General features: G+C 52.0%; 26 protein-coding genes and 8 pseudogenes. 17 read left to right on the top strand and 17 right to left on the bottom strand.

The window, feature by feature from the left end; genetic code table 11:
• Window positions 1-176 precede the first annotated feature (176 nt).
• Entirely contained in the window at window positions 177-1,382 is a 1,206-nt protein-coding gene (gene dacC, locus FU672_RS07260) for a serine-type D-Ala-D-Ala carboxypeptidase (protein ID WP_148242733.1), read from the top strand.
• 67 nt (window positions 1,383-1,449) lie between these two features.
• Here the strand turns inward: dacC and deoR are convergent, their stop codons facing one another.
• The 3 genes from deoR to FU672_RS07245 all read right to left on the bottom strand — a co-directional run bounded on the left by deoR (window position 1,450) and on the right by FU672_RS07245 (window position 3,621).
• Entirely contained in the window at window positions 1,450-2,208 is a 759-nt protein-coding gene (gene deoR, locus FU672_RS07255) for a DNA-binding transcriptional repressor DeoR (RefSeq protein ID WP_148242732.1), read from the bottom strand.
• 67 nt (window positions 2,209-2,275) lie between these two features.
• Complete coding sequence (gene ybjG, locus FU672_RS07250) at window positions 2,276-2,884, bottom strand: undecaprenyl-diphosphate phosphatase (protein WP_148242731.1); 609 nt, start codon at window positions 2,882-2,884, stop codon at window positions 2,276-2,278.
• An 8-nt stretch (window positions 2,885-2,892) separates the two neighbouring features.
• Complete coding sequence (locus tag FU672_RS07245; RefSeq protein ID WP_148242730.1) at window positions 2,893-3,621, bottom strand: phosphatase PAP2 family protein; 729 nt, start codon at window positions 3,619-3,621, stop codon at window positions 2,893-2,895.
• A 168-nt stretch (window positions 3,622-3,789) separates the two neighbouring features.
• Here FU672_RS07245 and FU672_RS07240 point away from each other — a divergent pair, with 168 nt between their 5' ends.
• Window positions 3,790-5,022 (top strand): MFS transporter, encoded by a 1,233-nt coding sequence (locus FU672_RS07240; protein WP_148242729.1) that lies wholly within the window; start codon window positions 3,790-3,792, stop codon window positions 5,020-5,022.
• A gap of 58 nt (window positions 5,023-5,080) precedes the next feature.
• On the opposite strand, the gene FU672_RS07235 is transcribed toward FU672_RS07240, so the two are convergent.
• Window positions 5,081-5,893 (bottom strand): Cof-type HAD-IIB family hydrolase, encoded by an 813-nt coding sequence (locus tag FU672_RS07235; protein ID WP_148242728.1) that lies wholly within the window; start codon window positions 5,891-5,893, stop codon window positions 5,081-5,083.
• Window positions 5,883-7,097: an MFS transporter gene (locus FU672_RS07230; RefSeq protein WP_148242727.1), complete on the bottom strand. Its 1,215-nt coding sequence runs from the start codon at window positions 7,095-7,097 to the stop codon at window positions 5,883-5,885. Before FU672_RS07230 ends, FU672_RS07235 begins: the two co-directional genes overlap by 11 nt.
• Before the next feature lie 81 nt (window positions 7,098-7,178).
• Here FU672_RS07230 and FU672_RS07225 point away from each other — a divergent pair, with 81 nt between their 5' ends.
• Complete coding sequence (locus FU672_RS07225) at window positions 7,179-7,730, top strand: TetR/AcrR family transcriptional regulator (protein WP_023335053.1); 552 nt, start codon at window positions 7,179-7,181, stop codon at window positions 7,728-7,730.
• Here FU672_RS07225 and FU672_RS07220 read toward each other — a convergent pair.
• The 6 genes and pseudogenes from FU672_RS07220 to FU672_RS25450 form a co-directional block, all read right to left on the bottom strand.
• Window positions 7,727-8,497 (bottom strand): SDR family NAD(P)-dependent oxidoreductase, encoded by a 771-nt coding sequence (locus FU672_RS07220; RefSeq protein ID WP_148242726.1) that lies wholly within the window; start codon window positions 8,495-8,497, stop codon window positions 7,727-7,729. The genes FU672_RS07225 and FU672_RS07220 overlap by 4 nt on opposite strands.
• A 118-nt stretch (window positions 8,498-8,615) precedes the next feature.
• Window positions 8,616-9,047 carry a glutaredoxin-dependent arsenate reductase gene (gene arsC / locus FU672_RS07215; protein WP_148242725.1) on the bottom strand — a complete coding sequence of 144 codons (432 nt, stop codon included), beginning with the start codon at window positions 9,045-9,047 and terminating at the stop codon, window positions 8,616-8,618.
• Window positions 9,048-9,059: 12 nt separating this feature from the next.
• Complete coding sequence (locus FU672_RS07210) at window positions 9,060-10,349, bottom strand: arsenic transporter (protein ID WP_148242724.1); 1,290 nt, start codon at window positions 10,347-10,349, stop codon at window positions 9,060-9,062.
• A 40-nt stretch (window positions 10,350-10,389) separates the two neighbouring features.
• Entirely contained in the window at window positions 10,390-10,710 is a 321-nt protein-coding gene (locus FU672_RS07205) for a metalloregulator ArsR/SmtB family transcription factor (RefSeq protein ID WP_148242723.1), read from the bottom strand.
• Between the two features lie 183 nt (window positions 10,711-10,893).
• Window positions 10,894-11,115 (bottom strand): annotated as a pseudogene (locus tag FU672_RS07200) (tyrosine-type recombinase/integrase); the annotation flags it as partial.
• A 63-nt stretch (window positions 11,116-11,178) separates the two neighbouring features.
• Complete coding sequence (locus tag FU672_RS25450) at window positions 11,179-11,361, bottom strand: hypothetical protein (RefSeq protein ID WP_410053324.1); 183 nt, start codon at window positions 11,359-11,361, stop codon at window positions 11,179-11,181.
• Between the two features lie 26 nt (window positions 11,362-11,387).
• Here FU672_RS25450 and FU672_RS07195 point away from each other — a divergent pair.
• The 3 genes and pseudogenes from FU672_RS07195 to FU672_RS07180 all read left to right on the top strand — a co-directional run.
• Window positions 11,388-12,293, top strand: a pseudogene (locus tag FU672_RS07195) (replication endonuclease); the annotation flags it as partial.
• A 607-nt stretch (window positions 12,294-12,900) separates the two neighbouring features.
• The gene (locus FU672_RS07185; RefSeq protein ID WP_148242721.1) at window positions 12,901-14,100 is read left to right on the top strand and encodes an AAA family ATPase; all 1,200 of its coding nucleotides are present in this window, start codon (window positions 12,901-12,903) and stop codon (window positions 14,098-14,100) included.
• Between the two features lies 1 nt (window position 14,101).
• On the top strand, window positions 14,102-15,130 hold the full coding sequence (locus FU672_RS07180; protein WP_148242720.1) for a DUF4435 domain-containing protein: 1,029 nt from the start codon (window positions 14,102-14,104) through the stop codon (window positions 15,128-15,130).
• Between the two features lie 40 nt (window positions 15,131-15,170).
• Here the strand turns inward: FU672_RS07180 and FU672_RS07175 are convergent.
• Window positions 15,171-15,778: pseudogene (locus FU672_RS07175) on the bottom strand (phage portal protein); the annotation flags it as partial.
• Here FU672_RS07175 and FU672_RS07170 point away from each other — a divergent pair.
• Window positions 15,770-15,922, top strand: a pseudogene (locus FU672_RS07170) (phage tail protein); the annotation flags it as partial. The pseudogenes FU672_RS07175 and FU672_RS07170 sit on opposite strands and share 9 nt — an antisense overlap.
• A pseudogene (locus FU672_RS07165) lies at window positions 15,915-16,354 on the top strand (phage virion morphogenesis protein). The pseudogenes FU672_RS07170 and FU672_RS07165, both read left to right, overlap by 8 nt.
• Before the next feature lie 74 nt (window positions 16,355-16,428).
• On the opposite strand, the gene FU672_RS07160 reads toward FU672_RS07165, so the two are convergent.
• Together FU672_RS07160 and FU672_RS07155 are read right to left on the bottom strand one after the other, a co-directional pair.
• The gene (locus FU672_RS07160) at window positions 16,429-16,941 is read right to left on the bottom strand and encodes a hypothetical protein (protein ID WP_148242719.1); all 513 of its coding nucleotides are present in this window, start codon (window positions 16,939-16,941) and stop codon (window positions 16,429-16,431) included.
• A complete protein-coding gene (locus FU672_RS07155) occupies window positions 16,938-17,843 on the bottom strand; it encodes an endonuclease/exonuclease/phosphatase family protein (protein WP_148242718.1) in 906 nt (301 codons plus the stop codon). Before FU672_RS07155 ends, FU672_RS07160 begins: the two co-directional genes overlap by 4 nt.
• A 129-nt stretch (window positions 17,844-17,972) precedes the next feature.
• Here FU672_RS07155 and FU672_RS07150 point away from each other — a divergent pair.
• From FU672_RS07150 to FU672_RS07135, 4 genes and pseudogenes are all read left to right on the top strand, one after another.
• Window positions 17,973-18,188, top strand: a pseudogene (locus FU672_RS07150) (phage baseplate assembly protein V); the annotation flags it as partial.
• A pseudogene (locus tag FU672_RS07145) lies at window positions 18,166-18,624 on the top strand (phage tail protein). The pseudogenes FU672_RS07150 and FU672_RS07145, both read left to right, overlap by 23 nt.
• A pseudogene (locus FU672_RS07140) lies at window positions 18,621-18,776 on the top strand (phage late control D family protein); the annotation flags it as partial. The pseudogenes FU672_RS07145 and FU672_RS07140, both read left to right, overlap by 4 nt.
• Window positions 18,777-18,870: 94 nt before the next feature.
• Window positions 18,871-19,086, top strand: a complete 216-nt coding sequence (locus tag FU672_RS07135) for an ogr/Delta-like zinc finger family protein (RefSeq protein ID WP_148242716.1) — start codon at window positions 18,871-18,873, stop codon at window positions 19,084-19,086.
• Between the two features lie 27 nt (window positions 19,087-19,113).
• Here FU672_RS07135 and FU672_RS25085 read toward each other — a convergent pair whose 3' ends face one another.
• Window positions 19,114-19,710 carry a GIY-YIG nuclease family protein gene (locus tag FU672_RS25085; RefSeq protein WP_044594536.1) on the bottom strand — a complete coding sequence of 199 codons (597 nt, stop codon included), beginning with the start codon at window positions 19,708-19,710 and terminating at the stop codon, window positions 19,114-19,116.
• 372 nt (window positions 19,711-20,082) lie between these two features.
• Window positions 20,083-21,768: an aspartate:alanine antiporter gene (locus tag FU672_RS07125; RefSeq protein WP_014169303.1), complete on the bottom strand. Its 1,686-nt coding sequence runs from the start codon at window positions 21,766-21,768 to the stop codon at window positions 20,083-20,085.
• A gap of 273 nt (window positions 21,769-22,041) precedes the next feature.
• Between FU672_RS07125 and FU672_RS07120 the strand changes: the two genes are divergently transcribed.
• Window positions 22,042-22,416 carry an inner membrane protein YbjM gene (locus FU672_RS07120; RefSeq protein ID WP_148242715.1) on the top strand — a complete coding sequence of 125 codons (375 nt, stop codon included), beginning with the start codon at window positions 22,042-22,044 and terminating at the stop codon, window positions 22,414-22,416.
• Window positions 22,417-22,446: 30 nt separating this feature from the next.
• Here FU672_RS07120 and FU672_RS07115 read toward each other — a convergent pair whose 3' ends face one another.
• A complete protein-coding gene (locus FU672_RS07115; protein WP_148242714.1) occupies window positions 22,447-22,716 on the bottom strand; it encodes a GrxA family glutaredoxin in 270 nt (89 codons plus the stop codon).
• 184 nt (window positions 22,717-22,900) lie between these two features.
• On the opposite strand from FU672_RS07115, the gene nfsA reads away from it, so the two are divergent.
• From nfsA to potF, 4 genes are all read left to right on the top strand, one after another.
• The gene (nfsA, locus tag FU672_RS07110; RefSeq protein WP_148242713.1) at window positions 22,901-23,623 is read left to right on the top strand and encodes a nitroreductase NfsA; all 723 of its coding nucleotides are present in this window, start codon (window positions 22,901-22,903) and stop codon (window positions 23,621-23,623) included.
• 69 nt (window positions 23,624-23,692) lie between these two features.
• Window positions 23,693-24,595, top strand: coding sequence for a 30S ribosomal protein S6--L-glutamate ligase (gene rimK, locus FU672_RS07105; protein WP_148242712.1), 903 nt, complete (start codon window positions 23,693-23,695; stop codon window positions 24,593-24,595).
• A gap of 63 nt (window positions 24,596-24,658) precedes the next feature.
• Window positions 24,659-25,135 carry a YbjN domain-containing protein gene (locus FU672_RS07100; RefSeq protein ID WP_020884871.1) on the top strand — a complete coding sequence of 159 codons (477 nt, stop codon included), beginning with the start codon at window positions 24,659-24,661 and terminating at the stop codon, window positions 25,133-25,135.
• A gap of 351 nt (window positions 25,136-25,486) precedes the next feature.
• The gene (gene potF / locus FU672_RS07090; RefSeq protein ID WP_148242710.1) at window positions 25,487-26,599 is read left to right on the top strand and encodes a spermidine/putrescine ABC transporter substrate-binding protein PotF; all 1,113 of its coding nucleotides are present in this window, start codon (window positions 25,487-25,489) and stop codon (window positions 26,597-26,599) included.

The following is a 26,599-nucleotide window of genomic DNA, read 5'->3' as shown; positions in this document are numbered from 1 at the left end:
ACGCAACAGAAGACAAAAAAATCGTCTGAATCAAAGCGTATCTGAATGTTATTGCATAAACTTTAATAACTTTACCCTCGTTGGGTTTCTTTAACCGTTTTAGTGCGCTATTACTCATCGCTTCTTGCGACACGGTGATGTGACGTAATTTTTGAATGGACACTCGGGTGGCATTTATGACGCGTAAAATGACTTCTCTGCGCAGCCTTGCGACAGGCTCTGCGCTCCTTTTCCTGTTTGCACCAACTCTCTACGCAGCTGAACAGGCTGCGCCCGAAGCGCCGCCTGTGGATGCGCGCGCCTGGATCCTGATGGATTATTCCAGCGGTAAAGTGCTGGCGGAAGGGAATGCGGATGAGAAACTCGATCCGGCAAGCCTGACCAAAATCATGACCAGCTATGTGGTAGGCCAGGCGTTGAAAGCGGGTAAGATCAAGCTGGACGATATGGTCACCATCGGGAAGGATGCCTGGGCGACCGGCAACCCGGCGCTGCGGGGGTCTTCCGTGATGTTCCTGAAGCCAGGGGATCAGGTTTCCGTATCTGATTTGAATAAAGGGGTGATTATCCAGTCCGGCAATGACGCCTGTATCGCGCTGGCGGATTACGTCGCGGGAAGTCAGGATTCATTTATCGGTCTGATGAATGGCTACGCGCAGAAGTTGGGCTTAACCAACACCACATTCAAAACGGTTCACGGTCTGGATTCCCCGGGACAGTTCAGTACCGCGCGCGACATGGCGCTGCTGGGAAAAGCGCTGATCCACGACGTGCCGGATGAATACGCCATCCATAAAGAGAAAGAGTTTACCTTCAATAAAATCCGCCAGCCGAACCGCAACCGACTGCTGTGGAGCAGCAACGTTAACGTGGACGGGATGAAAACCGGCACCACGGCGGGCGCAGGCTATAACCTGGTGGCCTCTGCGACCCAGGGCGACATGCGCCTGATTTCGGTGGTGCTGGGGACCAAAACCGACCGTATTCGCTTTAACGAATCAGAAAAACTGCTGACCTGGGGCTTCCGCTTCTATGAAACCGTGACGCCGATTAAACCGGATGCCACGTTCATCAGCCAGCGCGTCTGGTTTGGTGACAAGAGCGAAGTGAATCTGGGCGCCGGTGAAGGGGGCTCGGTGACCATCCCGCGCGGCCAGCTGAAAAACCTGAAGGCCAGCTATACCCTGACCGACCCGCAGCTCACGGCGCCGCTGAAAAAAGGCCAGGTGGTCGGGACGATTGATTTCCAGATAAACGGTAAATCGATTGAACAGCGTCCGCTGATCGTGATGGGAGCGGTGGAAGAGGGCGGCTTCTTCAGCCGGATGTGGGATTTCGTGATGATGAAATTCCACGGGTGGTTTGGCAGCTGGTTCAGCTAACCTCGATGGGTTTTCGCCCTCTCCCTGTGGGAGAGGGCCGGGGTGAGGGCATCAGACCGCACCCCTCTCAATACATCAACTTCACCTGCTGCGCCTTCGCATGGGCCACTATCTCGTCGTCCGGGCGGCAGTCGCTGACGATGGCATCGAACTGCGCCAGCTCGCCCATTCTTGCCGAACGTACCTTTCCAAACTTACTGTGATCGACCACCAGCACATGATACTGCGCCGCGCTTAACGCCCAGTGTTTCACCGGTAACTCTTCCAGATTAAAGCAGGTCGCGCCCTGGCGGACGTTGACGCCTGCGGCGGAATAAAACGCGATATCCGGGCATAAATTGCTGAGCGTGTCCTGGAGGTTAAGCGGCTTAAAGATGGCGTTGCTGGCGTGAAACTCACCGCCGCAGAGGATCACCCGACACTCGGGTTTCTCCTGAAGCGCCAGAAAGGTGTTCAGGGAGTAGCACACGGCGGTAAAAGGGATGCTGCTGTCGATGGCTTCGATAATCCACGGCGTGGTGGTTCCGCAGTCAAAAAACAGCGTCTGGTGCGGCTGCACCAGTGAGGCCGCAAGCCGTGCGGCTTTGCGTTTCTCTTCCACCAGGCGCGTCTTCTGGTCGCTGATCAGATAATGGCTGGCGCTACGCGGCTCAAGCACAATATACCCGCCCAGCAGCACGACGGGCGCGCTGTCGCTGTTCAGATCCCGACGAATGGTCATCTCTGAGACGCCGAGGAGGTTGGCGGCTTCCTTAAGATGCAGCTTATCGCTGCGCTTCAGCGCCTGTAGCAACTGAGCAATGCGGTCATCGCGACGTGTTTCCATAGTTCCTCGGGATAAAAAAGTGAACCCCCGCAGGGCGGGGGTTCAAGTGTAACCTGTCAGGTTGGGGTTAGTCACGTATCCAGCCTTTGCGGATCGGGATAGCGAAAATGGCGCGATAGAGTGAAGACAGCGCGCGGTAAAGCGCTTCACCGAAGAGACTCCACAGAATAGCCGCGCTCACGCAGCCAATCAGCCCCACCAGGAAACCGCCCACCATATCCAGCGGCCAGTGAACGCCCAGGTAAATGCGAGACCAGGCGATTGCCAGGGCCGCCACCATCAGGACCGCACCAGACCACAGGCGATGCCAGAACAGGAAAGCCAGCGCGAAGGTGAAGATTACCGTTCCGTGATCGCTCGGGAACGAGTCATCAGGCGCATGGTGCAGGAAGGTATAGCCCACGTGAGCCACAAAAGGACGGGGGTGCGGGAACACATGACCCAGTGCGAAACTGACCAGAATGCTCACGCCCAGCGCCATCGCCACTTTGATCACCAGCTGGCGGTGTGCCTTCACCTGGCTGCGGGGGCCCCACAGCCAGAGAATCGCAGCCAGTGCAGGCACGATACTGATCAGATCTTTTGCCAGAAAGGTGGCAAAATCGATCGTCCACTCAGGCGAGCCTGGCGTGGCGTTGATCAGATAAAACAGCTGATAATTCAGATTCTCTAACATTAGCGTTATCACTCTTTAGCAAACCAGGCGGAAACAAGCCCGTAGACCGCCACCTGGGAAAACCAGACCCACCACCCAGCCCACAGGTTGTGAGAGAAAAAATGTGCCCCGCGCATGACCTGGCCATAACCCATCACCAGACCTAACACCACGCCCAACACGACGAAGCACCAGGCGAGACGCGGACGTTCGCGCCAGAAGGCAAAAAACAGTCCCATCACCATAAAGCCGCTGGAGGCATGACCGCCGGGGAAACAGCGCCCCGGACCGCTGTCAGCAGGGACGGAACTGAACAGGGGATAAGAGACGGCCTTACCGCCATATTCCACCAGATCCCACGGGCAGCTGTGATGGCTCACGCTTTTCAGCACGCCCACTACCAGCGCGCCAACGCCCATCAGCAGCGCTGCCGTGACCAGCCTTGCGTTACGCTTGTATGCGCCGTAAAACAGCGCCACGGCACCTAAGGCGATGGCAATGTATTTCGCCAGGCGGTGGTTCAGCAGATCCAGCAGGTGGTCTTTCTGCAGCGGAAAACTCTGCGTTGCCGCGTCATACCAAAAGCCGGTGATCCATCTGTCGAGCGCTTCATTGCGCGAGAGCCACGTGAAAAGCACGGCAAGGGCGATCAGTACGAAAAGCTGATAACCATAAAAGCGGCCCGGCAAGCGGTAAAGTCGTTTTGTCTTATTTGTCTGTAAGTTAGACAATTCTGAACGGCTGGAAGTGAGTGCCATAATTTGGGGTCGTTGACGAGTAATGGGGCTATCATAAATCTGTCAAATTAAGGAAACCTTAAACGAAGACGATATGTGCTTTATTTCTGTTTACCCTCGATAAATCACTATCTCGGGCTGCGGCATTTCATTAAACTCGTCGCGATTTTGTCATTATTAAGAGATTGCATGTTAAACCGTTCTTCTTCTGGTTCACGTCTGGGTCGTCAGGCGTTGCTTTTCCCCCTGTGTCTGGTGCTCTACGAATTCTCTACCTATATCGGCAACGATATGATCCAGCCCGGTATGCTGACCGTTGTGGCCCAGTACAACGCGGGAATTGAGTGGGTGCCGACCTCCATGACCGCCTATCTGGCCGGCGGCATGTTTTTGCAGTGGCTGTTAGGCCCGCTGTCGGATCGTATTGGCCGCCGTCCGGTGATGCTGACGGGCGTGGTGTGGTTTATCGTCACCTGCCTCGCCACGCTGCTGGCGCAAAACATTGAACAATTTACCCTGCTGCGCTTCCTGCAGGGGGTGAGCCTGTGCTTTATCGGCGCCGTGGGGTATGCCGCCATTCAGGAGTCATTTGAAGAGGCGGTGTGTATCAAAATTACCGCGCTGATGGCGAACGTGGCGCTGATCGCCCCCTTACTCGGGCCGCTGGTGGGTGCCGCGTGGGTGCATGTTGCGCCCTGGGAAGGGATGTTTGTGCTGTTTGCGGTTCTCGCCGCCATCGCGTTCTTTGGCCTGCACCGTGCGATGCCGGAAACGGCCACCCGCATCGGCGAAAAACTTTCGCTGAAAGAGCTGGGTCGGGATTACAAAGAAGTGCTGAAGAATGTCCGCTTTGTGGCGGGCGCGCTGGCGACCGGGTTCGTTAGCCTGCCGCTGCTGGCATGGATCGCGCAGTCTCCGGTCATTATCATCAGCGGTGAAAAACTCAGCAGCTATGAGTATGGTCTGCTGCAGGTGCCGATCTTTGGTGCGCTGATTATCGGTAACCTGGTGCTGGCACGTTTGACGTCACGCCGCACCGTGCGTTCACTGATTATCATGGGCGGCTGGCCGATTGCGGCAGGGCTGATTCTGGCTGCGGTTGCGACCGTCGCATCATCCCACGCCTATCTGTGGATGACGGCGGGGCTCAGCCTCTATGCCTTCGGGATTGGCGTGGCCAACGCCGGGCTGGTGCGCCTGACGCTGTTTGCCAGCGAGATGAGTAAAGGCACGGTCTCAGCGGCGATGGGGATGCTGCAGATGCTGATTTTTACCGTCGGTATCGAAGTGAGTAAGCATGCCTACGCGATGGGCGGCAACGGTCTGTTCAGCCTGTTTAACCTCGCCAACGGCGTGCTGTGGGTTGGCCTGATGGTGGTGTTCCTGAAAGACAAACGCGTCGGGAACGCCCTGCAACCTTAATCTTTCTTCCCTCTCCCCGTGGGAGAGGGTCAGGGTGAGGGCACCAGATCGCACACGGTCAATTAAACGGTGCCTCCCCGTTCAACACCTTCTCAATCACGTTTAAAACGCCTTCATCGTTATTGTGCGGCGCTTCGAAACGCGCCACCGCTTTAATATGCGGTCTGGCATTCGCCATCGCAAAGCTGAACCCGGACTGACGCAGCATCTCCACGTCGTTGCCGCTATCGCCGAAGGCAACCACTTCACTGTCATCTATGCCCCAGCGCTTTTGCAGGATCCGCAGACCGTTGGCTTTATGCACGCCGGGGATAATCAGATCGATACTGCCGTGACCGGTCGTGACGGGCACCATGATGTCACTCAGCTTTTCATGCAGCAGCGCCTGAATCCGCGGAATTTCATCGTCAGAAACGTTAAGCCCGAACTTGAAGAAAATATCGTTCAGGTTGTCGAAATCACTCACCATTTCGAGACGGTGATAGTACTTCGCCGCGATATCCTTAAAGCCCTCGTCATAGCATTTCAGCGTGTACGCGCTGCTTTTCCCGCAGGCGATGATCTCAATGCCCGGAACGTCGTTTAAGACGTTCGCGACGGTCTCGAAATGGGCTTTCGACAGTTCACCGTTAAAGACATCTTCACCTTCGCTCACGACCCAGCCGCCGTTCTCGGCGACGAACGCAATTTCATGCGCGATCTCCGGGAAAAAGGAGATCAGCTGGTAGTACTGGTTGCCGCTGGCGACCACGAAGCGAATGCCTTGCGCCTTCATGCGGGCGTACTGCGCCAGAAAGCGCGGGCGATTATAGGTCTTGGCATCGCTCAGAAAAGTACCATCCATGTCGACGGCGATCAGTTTAACGCTCATATCCCTTCTCCAGTGTCGTTTCATTCGTTTCCGGCTTTGCCACCGCGCGGGCCACCAGCGCCGCGATGATGACCAACCCTAACACCACCAGCATGGCGCTGCGCAGCCCGTAGTGCTCGCCAAGGAAGCCGAGCAGCGGCGGCCCGACCAGGAAGGCGAGATATCCCGTGGTCGCTACCACGCTGACGCGCGTCGGGGCATCCGGGCCGGTGTCGCTGGCGGCTGAAATGGTCAGCGGGAAGCCGAGCGACGCGCCCAGCCCCCAGAGGATCACCGAGACCCCGGCAATCCAGTCCACATCGACAAAGATGATCATCGCAATACCCAGGCCGCCCAGCAGGGCGCTGGCGCGTACGACCGCCACGCGGCTGTAGCGGTCGATAAACCAGCCGCCGGTGAAGCGACCGACGGTCATCCCCAGCGTAAACCCGGCGTAAATCAGCGAGCCGGAGGTCGGGCTAAAGCCGTGACCGTCCACCATCAACAGCGGCAGCCAGTCGTTGGCGGAACCTTCCGCGAACGCCATCGCCAGCACCACCACGCCGATCAGCATCAGCTGGAAATCACGGTAGAAGGGCAGCCCTTTTTCTGCCGAATGCTGTTCGTCAGCGGAGTTCTTACCGGTGCCGTCCGGGATGGCCCGGATGCCGGTCAGGATCGGAACGATACACACCAGCGCAGCCAGCAGGATATGCAGATTCGCGCTCACGCCGGTGGCCGTCAGCGCCATCCCCACGCCCGCACCGGCCAGCGTGCCGAGGCTGTAAAAACCGTGCATCATCGGCAGCACGGTTTTGTTCATCTCGCGCTCGACCGCCGCCCCTTCAACGTTGATGGCAACTTCCGCCGAGCCGAAGCTGCCGCCAAATACCGTCAGCCCCAGGGCGAACAGAACCGGTGACGCACACCACAGCGCGGCGCTCAGCACGATCATCCCGACCACCGCGAAGCACATGGTGGTGCGGATCACCGCCCGCGTACCGAAGCGCTTCACCAGCCACGCGGAGCAGAGAATGCCGCTCATGGAGCCTATCGAGAGGCCGAACAGCACGATGCCCATTTCAGCGGTAGAAACGGACAAAATATCGCGAATGGCGGGGGTGCGCGTGGCCCAGGAGGCCATCAGCAGACCGGGAATAAAGAAGAACATAAACAGCGCCCACATGCGTAGCTGCAGGGCTTTGCGGGGAGAGGTCAGCGTCATTGGGGTAGCACCAGAAGTACAACAATAGCGACAACACTAGCAAGTTTGTGTACATTTGTACATAAACCACGTGAGGAATTTATGAGCAGACCACCGAACGATCCGCATCGCCGGGAGAAGATCCTGCAGGCAACGCTCGATACCATTGCTGAGCACGGGATTCACGCCGTCACGCACCGTAAAATCGCTACCTGCGCGGGCGTGCCGCTGGGGTCGATGACCTACTATTTCGACGGCATGGAGCCGCTGCTGGAGGAAGCCTTCACGTGGTTTACCCGGCAGATGTCGCAGCAGTACCGGGATTTCTTTGCGGGCGTCACGGGGCCGGAAATGGCGTGTGAATCCATCACCACACTGATCCACAGCTCGCAGGTGACCACGCCGCACAACATGGCGCTGATGTATCAGCTCTACGCCTTTATGCACCGCAGCGCGGCGCTCAAAACGGTGATGCAGGACTGGATGAAGATGAGCCAGACCACGCTCGAACAGTGGTTCGACCCGGTGACCACCCGCGCGCTGGACGCGTTTATCGAAGGAATGACGCTGCACTATGTCACCGACCGGGCGCCGTTAACCCGCGAAGAGATCCGGGCGATGGTGGGCAGGATTGCAGGCGAGGGCGGCTGCTAGGTTGCGCCCGCGGTCATATTGACGGTGGTTCCCGTGATGGCGCCTGCCGCATCTGAGGCCAGAAACGCAATTGTGTCTGCCACCTGCGCCAGCGTCGGCAGGCGATGCGTCAGGGTACTTTGCGCGGCACCGCCGAGAAACTGCTCAACCGTAATCCCCATCGCTTGCGCCTTGTCGGCGAAAATGGCACCCACATACGAACCCGCCTGCACCGCGTCGGCTATCGCGTGCGAACGCACACACAGGACGCGAATATTGTGTGTCCCCAGTTCCGCAGCCAGCGCCCGGGTCAAGGCTTCCGTTCCCGCGCAGCCGACGATATGCCCGAGATGGCCCGCCATCGCCATGTTGGCGGCGGGGGCGACGACGGTAATTATGGTCCCGCCATGCTCGCCGCCCATACGGGGCGACACGGCTTTCGCAATGTTAAAATACGCGGCCAGGAAGGGGTCGAAACCCTGCCTGAACTCGCCGAGCGTTAACGCCTCAAGGCGTTTCCCCTGATCGTGCATAAAGCCCGTGGCGTTGACGACGACATCAATGCTGGCAAGGTCCGGGAGCTGCGAGGAATCATCGAGCGCATCGAACATAAACGTGCTGGCAGACCCTCCGGCGGCGCGAATACGGCCGGCGACCTGCTCCAGCCTGGCGTGGTCACGTGCGGCGAGGTACACATCTGCCCCTTCACGCGCCAGAGCGTGTGCCACTGAACTGCCGATGGCGCCGCTGCCGCCGAAGATAACGGCGGTTTTGTTTTTAAGACCCATACCTGCATACCCTCATCAGGATTAACCCTCAAAAGTATGTGCCGGGTTTCGGCTGATGCAACTCGGTCGGTGGGCGGGGTATGCGGTTGGCAGGTCTTACTGCGTCATTATCAACAGGTTACTTTGGCGAGATTTTTTTCCCGCTGGCGTCCACGACGGCTTCGCCATCCTCTTTCGTAAACGCCCCTTTCTGTGCATCCGGCAGGATGTCGAGGACGACTTCGGACGGGCGGCACAGGCGGGTGCCCAGCGGCGTTACCACGATCGGGCGGTTAATCAGGATCGGGTGTTGCAGCATAAAATCAATAAGCTGGTCGTCGGTGAAGTTATCTTCAGCGAGGCCGAGCTGTTCATAGGGTTCCACGTTTTTACGCAGCAGGTCCCGCACTGAAATGCCCATATCGGCAATCAGGGTGGTCAGCTTATCGCGCGACGGTGGGGTTTCCAGATAGAAGATAATCTCTGGCTCCGTGCCGCTGTTGCGGATCATCTCCAGCGTGTTGCGCGAGGTACCGCAGGCGGGGTTGTGGTAGATAGTGATGTGGCTCATATCAGTGGCTCATTACAGTGTGAAGGAGAGACGTAGCGCCAGCGCGGCGAGCGTCACAAACAGGACCGGCAGCGTCATAATGATGCCCGTCCGGAAATAGTAGCCCCAGGTAATCGTCATGTTTTTCTGCGCCAGCACGTGGAGCCAGAGCAGGGTGGCGAGGCTGCCGATAGGCGTGATTTTCGGCCCCAGATCGCAGCCAATCACGTTGGCGTAAATCATCGCTTCCCTGATCAATCCTGTCGCCGTACTGCCATCAATGGAGAGCGCGCCAATCAGCACCGTTGGCATATTGTTCATTATGGATGACAGGAACGCAGTGATGAACCCGGTTCCCAGCGTGGTGGCCCACAGCCCGTGTCCGGCCAGGCTATCCAGTACGCCTGAGAGATATTCCGTCAGTCCGGCATTACGCAGGCCATACACCACCAGATACATCCCCAGCGAGAAGATAACGATCTGCCACGGTGCGCCGCGCAGCACTTTTCCGGTGTTTATTGCATGTCCGCGCTTTGCAACGGCAAACAAAACCAGCGCGCCCGCAGTCGCGATGGCGCTGACCGGAATGCCGAGAGGTTCAAGTACGAAGAAACCGGCGAGAAGAAGGAGCAGCACGATCCAGCCGGTTCTGAACGTCGGAAGATCGTTTATCGCGCGTGCAGGCTCACGCAGTTTCGCCAGGTCATATTCCGGGGGAATTTCCTTGCGGAAGAAGAGATGCAGCACCACCAGCGTTGCGGCAATCGCGGCGATATCTACCGGGATCATCACCGAGGCGTATTCGCTGAACCCCAGCTTGAAGAAGTCTGCCGACACGATGTTGACCAGGTTCGACACAACCAGCGGCAGGCTAGCGGTATCGGCGATAAAGCCCGCTGCCATTACAAATGCCAGCGTGGCCTGCTTGCTGAACCCCAGCGCCAGCAGCATGGCGATAACGATAGGGGTCAGGATCAGCGCCGCACCGTCATTGGCAAACAGCGCCGCCACGGCTGCGCCCAGCAGCACGATATACGTAAACAGCAATCGCCCGCGACCGTTTCCCCAGCGGGCAACGTGCAACGCCGCCCACTCGAAAAAGCCGGACTCATCCAGTAGCAGGCTGATGATGATGACGGCGATAAACGTTGCCGTGGCGTTCCAGACGATATCCCACACGACCGGTATATCGTTAATGTGGATCACCCCGCTGGCCAGCGCCAGCACGGTGCCGATGGTGGCGCTCCAGCCGATACTGAGCCCCCTGGGCTGCCAGATGACCAGTACCAGCGTAAACAGAAAAATAGTCCCTGCCAGAAACATCGTTTACTCCGTTATATCTGTTTTTGTGAATATGTTTTGATTAGCATGAACCCGTCAGTCGGTTTTTCAGCTTCATGCGCGTCTCTTCCCGCAGGCAGTTCCAGCTGTTGTCGATAACGGTTGCCGCCCACGCAGGCATGTTGGGAGAGAGACGGTAATGGACCCATTTCCCCTCGCGACGATCGATAACCAGCCCGGACTCGCGCAGCAGAGCCATGTGGCGGGAGACTTTCGGCTGCGACTCGACGGTGGCGGCGCAGAGATCGCAGACGCACAATTCTCCCGCTTCACGGAGCAGCATAACGATGGCGAGCCGCGTTTCGTCGGAGAGGGTTTTGAAGAGCTGGAGTGGGTGGAGCATGAGTGTTCCTGCAGGTGTGATTTTTATATATGTTTAATCATATATGTTTTGATGGCAAGAGAGAAGGTGAGATTAGAGGAAGGGGAACTTCAGGCAACAAAAAACCCATTTATGTAAACGGGCTAATTAAAACAATCATTTTAAATATAATCAATAAGTTATGTTAGTGGTAAGGAGTGGCGATTACTGGGTAGTACTAACCGCTGTCGCCACTTTGTCGCCATTTGGCAGGGTAGCTAACGGGTTGAAGCACAGGGCTGTTTCAAGGTGATCAGGGGCCAGGTGAGCATAGCTCATGGTCATTTTGATGTCGTGGTGACCGAGAATTTTTTGTAGGGCAAGAATGTTTCCGCCCGACATCATAAAATGCGCTGCAAATGTGTGGCGCAGAACGTGGGTAAGTTGCGCCGGTGTCCGCGCTTTCAAACCTGATCACTTCTTTACGCTGCGGACAACGAGCAGGAACAGCTATGCCGCGAAGCGCTGAGTGATGAGGTTTGGGAACGCTATTTTTTCAATGAGTCCCGTGACCCTGTCCAGCGTGAACTGGAGCAGGACCGGCTCATCAGCCGCGGCAAAATGGCAAGAGAGCAGCAGCGCTTTAACCCCGATCTGGTCATTCTGGCCAACGTCAGGGCCGAGCCTGCCCACGTAAGCAAACCGCTTCCCGAAAGAATAAAGGCACCCCGACCAGCTATATCGCCAAATACATCAGCAAGAATATCGACGGGCGCGGACTGGCAAATGAAACCAGCAAGGAAACGGGCAAATCGCTGCGCGATAGCGCCGAACACGTCAGTGACTGGGCATCCCTGCACCGTGTTCAGCAGTTCCGTTTCTTCGGTATTCCAGGACGTCAGGCATACCGTGAGCTGCGTTTCCTGGCTGGCCAGGCCGCGAGAGCGCAGAGCGATAAAAATGCAGGTGCGTCGGTTTTGGAAAATGCCCGTCTGGATGCCGTACTGGCGGATACGGGGTGCTTTGCCACCTCCATCATGAAGCAGGGCGGCGTGTTGATTCCCCGTAAGCATCCTCTTGTCAGGACGGCCTACGAGCTTAACGACGAGCCGAGCGCCTACGGCGATCACGGTATTCGCATTTATGGCATCTGGTCCCCCATCGTTGAGGGCCGGATCTGCACACACGCAATCAAGTGGAAAATGGCTCGTAAAGCCATTGACGTTCAGGAGGCGATAGCCGACCAGGGCGCTCGCGCCCCTTGGACTTGTGGCAATAACTGTCTCCCCGTTGAAAAAACGTACCAGACAGGGGGCGAACTACCGGGCAGCGAAGAACCTGCAGCGCTGGCGGACTTCGAAAACATGAGCAAAAAGGAACTGCGCGAGCTGACGGCAAGGCTGCGGCTGGTTAAACCGAAGCGCCGAAAAGGCCACAAACAGGAAATTACGGAACACCAATGGCTACAGCTCGATGCGGAGTTGCTATCCAGAGGCTTTGACGCCAGTGAAACGGAAGTGGATCTGCTTCTGCGTGGCGGCAGCCTGCCATCTGGAGCCGGGTTGCGCCTGTTCTACAGGAACCAGCGCCTACAGGAGGATGACAAATGGCGTCAGTGGTACTGACAGCTCAGAGAAATTACATGTCTATTAATCAAGAAGTTAGCTGAGTAAAAAACTATTTCAGCTTAAAAATCATATGATGCACTGTATATATAAGCAGTAATGGTGGGGGGGGAACGATTTGTTCATGGAGTCACTTGCACTGCAGCGGATAGAACTTATGACCTGGCTGGTTGCCAGCTCAGATTGTAGCGATGACGACAAGGAGGTTGCGATTTCGTGGCTGTCGGAGCTGACAAGCGATCTGGTTACCAGGATGAAAGTACGCATTAGTGATTCCGCACGATGTGAAACTCCCTCTCATATGGCATCCTGCGGTTTGAGAACGCAGTGCATGTCTATGGTGCATGGATTCGCATGATCCAAAAAGTATCGCAATGGGTCGGGGCCGACAGAACTAGCGCGCTTTTCGGCCCGTCATGCACCTGCATGAAAACCACTCCATAAAGCGGGCAGGCGTGGCGGGGATACGAGCGCGCGCAATCTCTTAAAAAACAGTTATCTGGCATAAGCAGCAAAAATAACTTACACTAATTTTTTTAGCTTTTAGTGAATCGGTTTGTTCCATTCAATGCGTTTTTAGCATGAATTAAATGGAAAGGAAGGGCAAATGATAAATATTGAAGAAATAAGTTTGGCTAATATATGGAAAGCAAATAAAGAGTTTAACTTCAAGTTAGACCGTAACTTTACAGTTTTAACTGGGTATAATGGGTGTGGGAAAACTACCGTATTAGATTTGATACATGCTTCCTTAAGTTTTTTGCATGATGTTGAGTCAGCTTTGCTAATAAAAGACTGGGCTGGTCAAATAAAGTTTACTAATAATTTGGTGTCAAGGGTTTATAATTTTGATTGTGTATATGATTTAAGTGATCAGACAAAAAAAGATGTTCAGTCTGCAGCTATTAGTAATTTTGAAGAGTCATTGGGTCACACAATTGATGTTGTATTCGGTATTGTTGAAGAATTTAAAGCTAAGGCAACTGAAATAGAGTCGGATTCCCCTGTTGTCAAGGGACGTATATCTAGAAAAGAAGTGCTTTCTCATACTTTCGCTATAACTAAAAAAATTGATGGATATACTGAGGAAAACAAAAAAGATTTACCTTTTTCTATCTTATTTAAGAATGAAGAGTTTTTTTATAACGAAGAAAATGAAAACGCCGAAGAACTTGAGAAAAGATCTATATTCGCTAAGGAAAATAATATAGATAAAACTCTTTACAGGCTTTTGAATGAGTTTGTTTTAAAAGAGGCGAGCCAAAAAGAAGAGTTGGCTAATATTACTAAAATACATGTGAAAAATCAGATAAGTGCTTTAATCAAAGAAAATATCATGGCGAGAATCAAAAGTGGTAAGAAAATTGATGATCGCTTTTTGAAAGGTATAGATAAAATTGTTGAGGAAGTCCAAAAGGATGTTTTATCAAGTCCTTGGGGAGAACCACTCTTTGATGAACTTGGTAAATTTTTCGCTTTAACAAAACGGTCTATTTTTAGAGATAATGATGGGTTTATTGGTGTAAAATTAAAGAATAGAAGTGATGTTAAATGGTTTAATCTTTCAAGAGGAGAAAAAACACTTATTAGTCTTTTGTTAAATGTATATTTAAACAAAGATAAAAATGTGGTTTTCATCTTTGACGAGCCTGACTTATCATTACATATCGAATGGCAAGAACTATTACTACCATCTCTGTCCCGGTTAGCCCCAGATAGAAAATTTATATTATCTACGCATTCCCCAGCTTTGATAGGCAATGTTCACGAAAGATTCTACAATATGACTTCGATTATGGATATTTAAAATGGAAGAGGCATCTTTAGGTTTTAATATTAGTAGCAGCTATTATGAAAAAACTAAATTGTTTTCTCCAAAACCCAAAGTACTTGTTTGGGTTGAGTCTGATGACGATAAGCGACTTTGGATAAATGCATTAAAAGAATTTAAAGATAGTTATGCATTTTCGTTTTTCTGTGCATCTGAACATGAGTTTGATGATGGCGTCATTAGTGATGGTTGCTGTAGGATTTTCAAACTATTGAGAACAGGGAATATTATACTTGGTAAACATTGTATCGCTTGCTTAGATAGTGATTTTAGTTTCATTACTGATAATTACAATGCCAAGGGTAAAGCATTGCTTCAAAATGAATATGTATATGAAACTTATGTTCATTCGAAAGAAAATCTATATTTAAATAGGAATGGAATAAATGATTTTGTTTCTCAGTTGCTTGGTGAGGACCTTGAGCAATATCACGTGAGCTTCGATGGGATTTATGACTCAATATCTAAGGCTGTGTATAAAATCTTTATTAAACTAATGGTGCTATACCGTGATGAACAAATTATAGGTTTTGAAAAAATAATGGCGGAACTCGTCTCGGGGATTATGGGTATTGCTAACGCATCTAAGTTTGAAGACCTCGCCGATGGTGGCTTTAAAGCTAAGTTAGAAGCTTTTGTAGATGACTTTGATCAGCAGATAAAAGGGAAAATGAGCAATTATTGTGATGTTGATGCAACTGAGAATATGGTCAAGTACTTTGCCAAAATTGGGCTTTCTGAAAATGATGCATACCTCTTCATAAGAGGTCATAATTTTCATGCCATAATGTTAAACATTTTAAAGAAAGTTGAAGGTTTTACATTTAATCTCAAGAAAAGTCGTTATGATCGGGACGGTATTTCTAAAAAAATTGCTGCAGATAAAAAAAAGGAGTTGGCTGGAAAGCGAATTGATATTGATTCTGCTTTTCTTGCTAGGCAAATAGACAGAGATATCCCTTTCTTTAAGGAAACTCTAACTATTTTGCAAAAGAACTATGGATGATTTTAGTGGCGCATTAAAAAATTAATGCGCATTTATGTTATTAGTAAAGTTTGTAGCTGTTGAACCTGATGATATCATCTGAAATCCATTCGTTTAGCTCGAGTATTCTTTTTTGTAACGGAATGAGCTAATTCCGAACAAGCACATTCGCCGCTTTCTCTACATCCCCAAACTCCCCAACATTACTCGGCATGATCCCCATCTCTGCGGCGGAACGCGGTGAGCTGCCATCATGTCATCCCGGCTCACGTTCTTGATATTCAGAAACTCATCCTTAGCCGCCACCTCTGACAGCGGGATGATCTGAATACTGTCCTTTTTGCCGTTGGGTGATTACATAAACAAATTGCGGAAGTTGCCCGGTCCTTTGGCGCTTTTCATCGCCTGACGGATGTTGTTCACGTCCTCCTGATTCTGCGCGGCATCGGTCATATATATGATGAATCCCGCATGGCTGCCGTTGATGTAATACTTACGACGAAACAGCGTGGCGGACTCGTTCAGCAGGGCGGAGGGGATGGCGGACAGGTATTCTGGCAGGCCGTAAATATCCTGGTTCAAGTCCGGCTCCATCAGGTGAAAAATGCTGCCTCTGGTGAACTCATACGGCTGCGTAGTCATACCGTACTGCACAAACCAGTAGGTATTCTGCGCAACGACGTGTGTGATATCAGCCTGAACTTGCAGCTGACGGAGCGCGTGCTGGTCAGCACCGATGGCGGTATCTCAACGGTTGAGGCTGAGCTGGAACCTGATGAGCCAGAAGAGATGTGGACGGTGAAACGTGGATAATCTGCACAAGGTAGACGAGTGGCTGGCGGCCCTGCTGGCGAATCTGGAGCCTGCCGCACGTCAGCACATGATGCGGGAACTGGCGCAGGAGTTGCGCCGGAATCAGCAGCAGACTATCAGGCGGGCACTGGCTACGAGCCACGGAAGGTCACGGCGCGGACGAAAAAGGGGCGCATCAAGCGGTAGATGTTTACGAAATTGCGTACGGCAAAATACCTAAAAACTGCAGCCAGCGCGGACTCAGCCAGCGTGCAGTTTGAGGGGAAGGTGCAGCGGATTGCACGGGTGCATCATTACGGCTTGCGTGATCGAATCAGCCCTAGAGGACCGAGGATCCTTTACGCGGAGCGCCGCTTTCTGGGAATAAACAATGATAATTTACAAATGCTGAAGGGTTTTCTATATTACGAATTTATTAAAAAAATGAAATGAGTCTTGTTTTAGTGAGCGTTTTATTAAAAGAAAGCATCATAATTTTCTTTGCTATGATGCTTTGTTTATATTGATTATGACTCCTCTTTATGTTGATTGTCATTCTTTTTTGTGTCGCTAGCAGGTTTTACTGAGGTATCTTTTAATGAATTGTTGTGCACAATGTTATTTCTTATTTTTAACCATAGTGAACCAGAAGAGAATATTTCACTGAGCGCTATTATTAACGATTCCTTGTCTAAGCATTCATACTGCGTGCCTTGAGTAATTAACACAAATGGATAGCCTTCTCTATCTTGACGCCAGTTGCAAATATTTACTTTTTCATCTTTATTTTTGATAATCAACGACCCTCTAAGTACTTGTGGGTCATCGGGTATGTTTTGTTTTAATATCAAATTAAAGAATAATTCTATTCCTGATGGAGTTACCAATACTATGGAAAAGTTAGATCCCAATGTTTTTTTAATTGAAGTATCTAAGTCTTTGAATACATCTTGTATTTCATCAAGGTTGCTTTGTACTTCATCGGCCTGACGAATGCCAGTTTTTATGATAGCGTCAAATGCATTCTGTTTCATAATCATGGTAAATACCTAATCAATGTTTTAATTGGATGATGATTTATCGATGAGCTTGTTTTTTCTATGTTTTGTAGTATGTCATTTTCAAAAAAACGTCCAGTCTCATCTTCAATTATAGACCAGCCTTTATTTTTTAGAAATGCTGCAGAAAAGAACATTTGATCAAATGTAGCCCAGTTGGGCCTTTTATTAGAAGAGCTATAACATGAGCCAAGGTCATGTTGATTTAATGATTGCTCGAAATTAACTCTTGAATGAAGTAATTTCCAAAAAGGATTGTAGAGCCAATCGTTTGGGTTATCAATTACATTTTTTCTATCATTTGTTGCCATTAAATTTGTGGAAAATATTATCGAATATGGCTCAGTGTTATAATCGCCCATAAAAATAACGTGATTTCCGCTGTTTAAATGTACTTTTGCATTGTCTTTTAATGCATTTGCAGCATGTGTTTTGACAAATTCAGCGTCAGGTGTGCGGAAGCTTGGCCAGTGAGATACATAAGTAGTTAATTCTGTGTTGTTCGCGAGTTCAGTAAATCCAACTTTCACTGCAGCTTTAATATCAGTTTTTGAAACTAAATTAGTAATTGCTTCTGATGATGATATTTTTACTGAGTTTTGATTGTAAATTACGGCTAAATCAAAAATACTTTTTGTTTTAGTGGTGAAATTTAGTAATTCGAATAGGAAATTACCAGTTGTTATGAGTGGGTTTATTATTTTGAAGTATTCCTCATTTATTTCTGATAAAAAAATAATGTCGGCCAACTTATTATTTGTTAGATGATTTATTTGTTGAACAACAAAATTCACATCAACTGGTGTTGGCTTTTTTGTTGACTTAGGTGGATTTAAAGAGGTGTTCCAATAGAACAGCTTTAAATCTGTATGTTTTATGGCCACTCCGTTAGGTATCCTTAAATTTTTTTTTCAAGTCGTTATTTGTATCAGTCTCAAAACAAAAGTAAAGCATTTCGCACAGATTAATGTAAGGGCAACATCCTTTACATGAACGCATAACTCACAGAAATCATGCGCCTTATCACCAACTTGATCCGCACCGGCACCGTGACCGAAGTGGACCGGGAAAACTGGCTGTGCCGGGTGAAAGTGGGCGAGCTTGAAACCAACTGGATTAACTGGCTGACACTGCGCGCAGGCGGTGCCCGTACATGGTGGTGCCCGTCGCCGGATGAGCAGGTGGTGGTGCTGAGTATGGGCGGCAATCTGGAAACCGCTTTTGCCTTATCAGGAGCTACAGTATCAGCGCAGCTGGCGGCACGCTGCCAACTGCCGGGTTAACCGGCGTCCGACAACGCAGTTTCTTGGGCCGGATAACGATTCGCTTACTATGTCCGGCGTCCTGCTGCCGGAGATTACCGGCGGCAGGCTGTCTTTACTGGCGTTGGAGCAGATGGCGGAGCTGGGGAAAGCCTAACCTTTGATTGAGGAGAGCGGGACGATTTACGGCATGTTTGTGATCGAGAGTCTGAGCCAGACAAAAACAGAATTTTTTGAGAGCGGTATGCCCCGGCGCATCGAATTTTCGCTGAGCCTGAAACGGGTGGATGAATCGCTGTCTGATATGTTTGGCAGCCTCAGCGATCAGCTAAGTAATTTGCAGGACTCCGCCACCTCTGCAATAGGCAATATGAAAAATACGGTTGGAGGGCTACTGAGGTGAATTTCAGCTCTGAACTCCTGAACCTGAACAGTAAAACCCCCGGTTTCAGCATCATCATTGAAGGTAAAGATGTGACTTCCGTGCTGGATGCGCGCCTGATGAGTCTGACGCTGACGGATAACGGGTTTACGACCAGTCTGGATCTCGAAGTGAAAATAGATGAGTTCGAAATTGAATGATTAGTTCCATATTGAGAACAATGATGTATCATTATTGCGAACTGGTTAAGAGTGAGGGCTGAACGAAATGATGAATTGTCCGATGTGCGGCCAGGCCGCGCATACACGCAGTAGCTTTCAGGTTTCCAGCGAAACCAAAGAACGATACAACCAGTGTACCAATATTGAGTGCGGGCATACGTTCGTGACGCATGAGACTTTCGTGCGATCTGTTTACCGTCCGCAAAAAATCAGCGCCGCGCCGCCTCATCCGAAGGGAATACAGGAGCAATTAGCTTACTGATCTAAGACCATAGGCGTAGTTTTTTTACTACGCCAAAAGTCTTCTTCTGAAACCCCTTTCATCAGCAATCTCCATCAATCTTGCCTCTGCTGCAGCCTGACTACGCATTCCTGAAAGCGTCATTCTAAAGTCATGAGCATTTCCCTGAATGTTCAATGGCAGGGGAATCGATGCGATCAAAGTGTCCTCAAGTTCCCATGGCGCTTCGACAGGTATCCAGTGAACTTTGGCATTCTTTTCCATCCAGGCATCAAGCCACTGCTCGCCTGGGTGAGTGAATGTCATTCTGGAGCCAGACCCAACCCGGCGCAGGGGAAAGTTGCTTTCACGGCTGAGTAGCACTCCAAGCGTGCGTCTAAGAGTGGAACCAGCAGCATTTCCGCTGTAATGCGTTTTGATACGCTTCCTTAAATTCGAACGACTGTTGGGTTTCCCACGCTGGTCTGGTGAGATGCCAACATACAGCAAAGTGTAATCGTCGAATGTTATGCAGCCTTCTGCAGGAACGCCCGGAGGGATTTCTTTAAACCACCAAAAATAAATACCGTTCACCGCTGGAACCGGAGAAGGCACACTCATGACTTCCGTTCTGCTGTAGGTTTTCTCAGGGTAAAAATCGAACATTCGGCTTTCCTTGCTGACTATTTTTTTTGATTTTATTCATTTGTTGCCATGAATCGATGGTTTTTAGTAGTGAGGAGGGCGAAAAATCAGGGGGAATTGAAGTCAGGTTTTTGCGACGTGCTTTGGCGCTGTCGCCATTTTGTCGCCATTTTGTCGCCATGCATGGGAAAGTGGTGATGTAAGTAATTGATTTTACGGTTGGTAAAATTCAGGCAACAAAAAACCCATCAACCTTGAACCAAAACGGCGGGGTTGATGGGCTCCACAAATTGGGGACATCAAAGAAAAGCAGTGGCACTAGTTATGACTGCCCCCTGATAAAAAAGTTCTGCGCGTAACGAAAATAATTTTCACCACGCGCAAACTTAGGAGTTATCCGAGTCCTGGCCAGATGATGATGATCAGCGTACCCGCCAGCGTCAGCAGCACGTTAGCGATAGCGTACGTGCCTGCATACCCCAGCGCCGGGATGTTGCTGCGCGCGGTATCGCTGATGATTTCCATAGCAGGCGCACAGGTACGCGCGCCCATCATTGCCCCGAAGAGCAGGGCGCGGTTCATGCGCAGCACGTAGGCGCCGAACAGGAAGCAGATCACCACCGGCACCAGGCTGACGATAAGTCCGGACACCAGCATCTGCCAGCCGACGGCACCGAGGCTGTGACCAATCCCGCTGCCCGCGCTTAAGCCGACGCCCGCCATAAACACCATCAGACCGAACTCTTTCACCATGTTCAGCGCGCCCTGCGGAATGTAGCCGAAGGTCGGGTGGTTCGCTCGCAGGAAGCCCAGCATGATCCCGGCAAACAGCAGCCCGGCGGCGTTACCGATGCCGAAACTGAAGTTGCTGAACTGGAAAGTGATCATCCCGATCATCAGGCCAACAATAAAGAAGGCGCAAAAGGCCAGCAGGTCGGTGACCTGGCTGTGAATGGAGATAAAGCCGATGCGGTCGGCAACGGTTTTTACGCGTCGCGCGTCGCCGCTGACCTGCAGAACGTCGCCTTTGTTGAGCACGACGTTGTCGTCGATCGGCATCTCAATCTGGCTGCGGATCACGCGGTTGAGGAAGCAGCCGTGGTCGGTCAGCTTCAGCTGCGCCAGACGGCGGCCCACGGCGTTATGGTTTTTCACCACGATCTCTTCGGTGACGATACGCATGTCGAGCAGGTCCCGGTCGAACACCTCTTTGCCGTTACGGAAGCTCGGGTCGAGACGGGCGTGGGCATCCGGGTAACCCACCAGCGCGATGTCGTCGCCCATCTGTAGCACCGCGTCACCGTCCGGGTTCGCCAGAATACCGTTACGGCGGATACGTTCGATGTAGCAGCCCGTCTGGCGGTAAATCCCCAGCTCGCGCAGATTTTTGCCGTCTGCCCATGCTACCAGCTCTGGCCCGACGCGATAGGCGCGGATCACCGGGAGATAGACTTTACGTTTGGAATCGGTATCGAGACCGCGCTCGCGCGCGATTTGCTGGGCGCTGGTCTGAAGATCCTGGTGCTGCAGTTTTGGCAGGTAGCGTGCGCCGACAATCAGGCTCACCAGACCAATCAGATAGGTCAGGGCATAGCCCAGGCTCAGGTGGTCGAGCGCGGTCGAGAGCTGTGCGCCGGCCATGCCGGAATGGCGCAGAGTATCGCCGGCACCCACGAGCACGGGGGTGGAGGTCATGGAGCCTGCCAGCATACCGGCCGTTAACCCGATATCCCAGCCAAACAGTTTACCCAACCCTAACGCGATCAGCAGCGCGCTGCCGACCATCACCAGCGCCAGCATCAGATAATTTTTGCCGTCGCGGAAGAAAATTGAAAAAAAGTTCGGTCCCGCTTCCACGCCAACACAAAAAATAAACAGCATAAAACCTAAGTTGAGCGCGTCCGTGTTAATGCTGAAGTGCTGCTGGCCTAATAATAAGGAGACGACTAAAACGCCAATGGAATTACCAAGTTGAACTGAACCCAGGCGCAATTTACCCAGGCAAAGGCCCAGCGCCAGTACCACAAATAATAACAGGATGTAATTCCCATTTAACAAGTCTGCGACGTTTATATTCACGGAGGCTAACTTCTTGTTTACCAGTAAGTTGTTGAATGAAAGGACTTTTTGGGCTACTGTTTTCTGGGTCAGGGAAAGGCGTTAACGCTCCCTGTTTCCTGCTTTATTCCCTAAAACATTAGCTGGCGTGTAGTTTAATCGCATTAGCTACTGACAGCTACTGATTATCGCATCACCCTGTGCGTACTTTGGCAAGGATTGCCGCATTGCTTTATCTGACTGGGCGTCTACCCGACGAAGGTATATTTGATAGAGATAAGTCAGGAGGATAGTTTGAACATTAAACGAAACTGGGCGGGAGTGATCAGCTGCTTTTTGCTGTTCACCGTCGTGTGCATGTCGCTCGCTTTTAATGTGAAAGGGGCATTCAGGGCGTCGGGTCATCCGGAGCTGGGACTGCTCTTTTTTACGCTGCCGGGTGCCGCAGCCAGTTTTCTTTCCCGTAAAGGGGAGGTGGCGAAACCGCTGCTGGGTGCCATGCTGGCCGCGCCGTTGTGTCTGGTGCTGATGCGCTTGCTGTATGTGTCGACGAGAAGTTTCTGGCAGGAGCTGGCGTGGTTGCTGAGTGGAGTGTTCTGGTGCGCCCTTGGCGCGCTGTGCTATTTGTTTGTGTGCAGTCTGATTAAGCATCGACGGCACCACAATTAAAAACGCCCTCCGGATGAGGGCGTCTTAGCGTTACTGGGCGGTAAACAGGCCCAGATGTTCTTTGGCGTAAGCTTCAAAGTCAGTGCAGCCGCCGATGTGTTTCTGATCGAGGAAGATCTGCGGTACGGTTTCAACCGGCTTGCCGACGGTTTTTTCGAGATCCGCTTTCGTGATGCCTTCCGCGTGGATATCCACGTAGCGGAAGTTGAAGTCATCTCGCTCTTCAGTCAGTTTCTCAGCCAGCTCTTTCGCGCGCACACAGTAAGGGCACCCTGGACGACCAAAAATTACTGCAAACATTTCTCTCTCCTCAAAAAACAAGCCTGACGGCGAATAAGACATATAGTGCCCGATAACCTGCCGCCATTAAAGAAGGTTTCGCCTGTCGCTTTGATACAGTCAGGCTATGTTTCGCCAATTACATCGCGTAAATCATTGCCTATACTGGCTGGCATAAGGTTTAAGCAAGACAAAGAGAGACAAGATGACACCCACGATTGACCTGCTCCGTTCTCACCGTTCCATTCGCCACTTCACCGATGAGTCGATTACCGAGGCGCAGCGTGCTGCGATTATTGACAGCGCCAGGGCGACCTCCAGCTCCAGCTTTCTGCAGTGCAGTTCCATTATCCGCATCACCGACCCGGCCATGCGTGAACAGCTGGTTACGCTGACCGGCGGGCAGAAGCCTGTGGCTCAGGCGGCGGAGTTCTGGGTGTTCTGCGCTGACTTTAACCGCCACCTGCAGATCTGCCCGGAGGCCGAGCTGGGGCTGGCCGAACAACTATTGCTGGGCGTGGTGGATACCGCGCTGATGGCGCAAAACGCCTTCACGGCGGCGGAGTCGCTGGGATTAGGCGGTGTCTACATCGGCGGCCTGCGTAATAACATCGAAAGCGTGACCGAGCTGCTGAAGCTGCCAAAACATGTGCTGCCCCTGTTCGGCCTGTGCCTCGGCTGGCCTGCGGATAACCCGGATCTGAAGCCGCGCATTCCTGCCGCCATGCTGGTGCACGAAAACCACTACCAGCCGGTCGATCAGGACGTCCTGAATCAATATGATGAAGAGCTGGCGAACTACTACATGACGCGCGGCAGCAATAACCGTCGTGATACCTGGACTGACCATATTCGTCGCACCATCATTAAAGAAAATCGCCCGTTTATTCTCGATTATTTGCACAAACAGGGCTGGGCGACGCGATAGTCCATTTATCCTGCGCCTGCCTGCATATATGATACGCAGGCTTTTTCCATGTCTTCAGAGAGGTGCAGGGTGAAAATTGCCATATTGTCCCGGGATGGAACGCTCTATTCATGTAAACGCCTGCGAGACGCGGCGGCGAAACGCGGGCATCAGGTTGAGATCCTCGACCCGATGTCCTGCTATATGAACATCGATCCGGCCGCCTCGTCGATTCACTACAAAGGCCGCAAGCTGCCGCACTTTGATGCGGTGATCCCCCGCATCGGCTCCCAGATAACCTATTACGGCACCGCCGCGCTGCGCCAGTTCGAGATGCTGGGCAGCTATCCGCTCAACGAGTCCGTCGCCATTTCCCGCGCCCGCGACAAGCTGCGCTCGCTGCAGCTGCTCGCCCGTCAGGGGATCGATCTCCCCGTCACGGGTATTGCCCATTCACCGGACGATACCAGCGATCTCATCGACATGGTGGGCGGCGCGCCTTTGGTGATCAAGCTGGTGGAAGGCACGCAGGGCATTGGCGTGGTGCTGGCGGAAACGCGTCAGGCGGCGGAGAGCGTGATTGATGCCTTCCGGGGGCTGAATGCCCACATTCTGGTGCAGGAGTACATTGAAGAGGCCAAAGGGCGCGACGTTCGCTGCTTCGTGGTGGGAAACGAGGTGGTGGCGGCCATTGAGCGCCAGGCAAAAGAGGGCGATTTCCGCTCTAACCTTCACCGCGGCGGCATTGCAAGAATCGCCGATATCAGCGATCGCGAACGGGAAATTGCCGTGAAAGCGGCGCAAACCCTGGGGCTGGACGTGGCGGGCGTAGACCTTCTGCGGGCGACGCGCGGGCCGCTGGTCATGGAGGTGAATGCCTCACCGGGGCTGGAAGGCGTGGAAAAAACCACAGGTGTCGATATTGCGGGTAAAATGATCGCATGGATCGAGCGCCATGCCACGCCGGGTTACTGTCTGAAAACGGGCGGTTGAATGGTATTGAACGCACTTTTTGCGTACCCTATGCACAGATTATATTGAAGAGGCTGCAAAGCGATGGATTTACAGGTCGTACCTACACTGGATACGTTACGTCAATGGCTTGATGATGCCGGAATTACGTTCTTCGAATGCGATTCCTGCCAGGCGCTGCATCTGCCTCATATGCAGAATTTCGACGGCATTTTCGATGCCAAAATCGATCTCATTAACGACGTGATCCTTTTCTCTGCGCTGGCCGAAGTGAAGCCCTCTGCGCTGCTGGCGCTGGCCTCCGACCTATCTGCCATCAACGCCAGTTCTTTGACGGTGAAAGCATTTCTCGACATACAGGATGATAATCTGCCAAAACTGGTCGTTTGCCAGTCTTTATTCTCCGGTGCCGGGCTGTCGTTTAAGCAGTTCTCCTGGTTTATGCGCTTGAGTGAAGAGCAAATTTCGATGGTTATGATGGAAGCCAATGCACACCATCTGCTGTATAGCACGGAAGATGATGCAGAGAATAATGATGCATCTCCCAATTTTCTTCACTGAACCTGTCTGACTTTTGCGCAGTCGCTGCCATAGCGGCTGCAGAAGGCCATTTTTTCTGCTGCTTTTAACCTTTCTTTAAAGAATTTTTCACCTCCCTGAAGGCCTTTTCGGCTTATCACGTAGACATAACCTGCATAAAAAATTGATAAAAGGCGTTTTTTCGTCTGGGCTATAGCCGGAGACACGGGCTACAGTTATTCTTGCGATGCTTAAAAAAGCGAGCGGAAGCTGCCGGGTAAAGAGGTTTCTTTTTATTTTGGGCAGAGCGACAAACTATGCATGATTATTGCATATCTTCAGATTGCACAGTTTTAGTTCGTTTGTTAACGAGCTTTCAGAAGGAATAAAGATATGATCGCCTTGAATAAAAAATGGTTATCGGGTCTGGTTGCGGGTGCTCTGATGGCCGTCTCTGCCGGCACGCTCGCTGCGGAACAAAAAACGCTGCATGTTTACAACTGGTCCGACTATATTGCGCCGGACACGGTGGCGAATTTTGAAAAAGAGACCGGCATTAAAGTGGTCTACGACGTTTTCGACTCCAACGAAGTGCTGGAAGGAAAACTGATGGCGGGCAGCACCGGGTTTGATCTCGTGGTGCCTTCTGCAAGCTTCCTGGAGCGTCAGCTGACGGCAGGCGTCTTCCAGCCGCTGGATAAGAGCAAGTTACCGAACTGGAAAAACCTCGATCCGGAAGTGCTGAAGCTGGTGGCTAAGCATGACCCGGACAACAAATACGCCATGCCGTATCTGTGGGCGACCACTGGTATCGGCTACAACGTTGATAAAGTCAAAGCGGTGCTGGGCCCGGACGTCAAGCTGGACAGCTGGGACGTGGTGCTGAAGCCGGAAAACCTTGAGAAGCTGAAAAGCTGCGGCGTCTCTTTCCTCGATGCGCCGGAAGAGATTTTCGCCACCGTGCTTAACTACCTGGGCAAAGATCCGAACAGCAGCAAGGCCGACGACTACACCGGCCCGGCAACGGATTTACTGCTGAAGCTGCGCCCGAATATTCGCTACTTCCACTCCTCTCAGTACATTAACGACCTGGCAAACGGCGACATCTGCGTCGCGATCGGCTGGGCGGGTGATGTCTGGCAGGCGGCTAATCGTGCGAAAGAAGCCAAAAACGGCGTGAATGTCTCTTACTTCATACCGAAAGAGGGCGCGCTGGCCTTCTTCGATGTCTTCGCGATGCCTGCTGATGCAAAAAACAAAGACGAAGCGTATCAGTTCCTCAACTACCTGATGCGTCCTGACGTGATCGCCCACATCAGCGACCACGTTTACTACGCGAACGGTAACAAGGCTTCCGTGCCGCTGGTAAGCGAAGCGATCCGCAATAACCCGGCTATCTATCCGCCAGCGGATGTGTTTGCCAAGCTCTTCACCCTCAAAGTCCAGGATCCAAAAATTGACCGCGTGCGTACCCGCGCGTGGACCAAGGTGAAAAGCGGTAAGTAA

The sequence above is a fragment of the Enterobacter asburiae genome (assembly GCF_008080435.1).
Classification (GTDB): Bacteria; Pseudomonadota; Gammaproteobacteria; order Enterobacterales; family Enterobacteriaceae; genus Enterobacter; species Enterobacter asburiae_C.
Note: the sequence above shows the minus strand (reverse complement) of the source record. Positions and strands in the feature narration are given on the sequence as shown.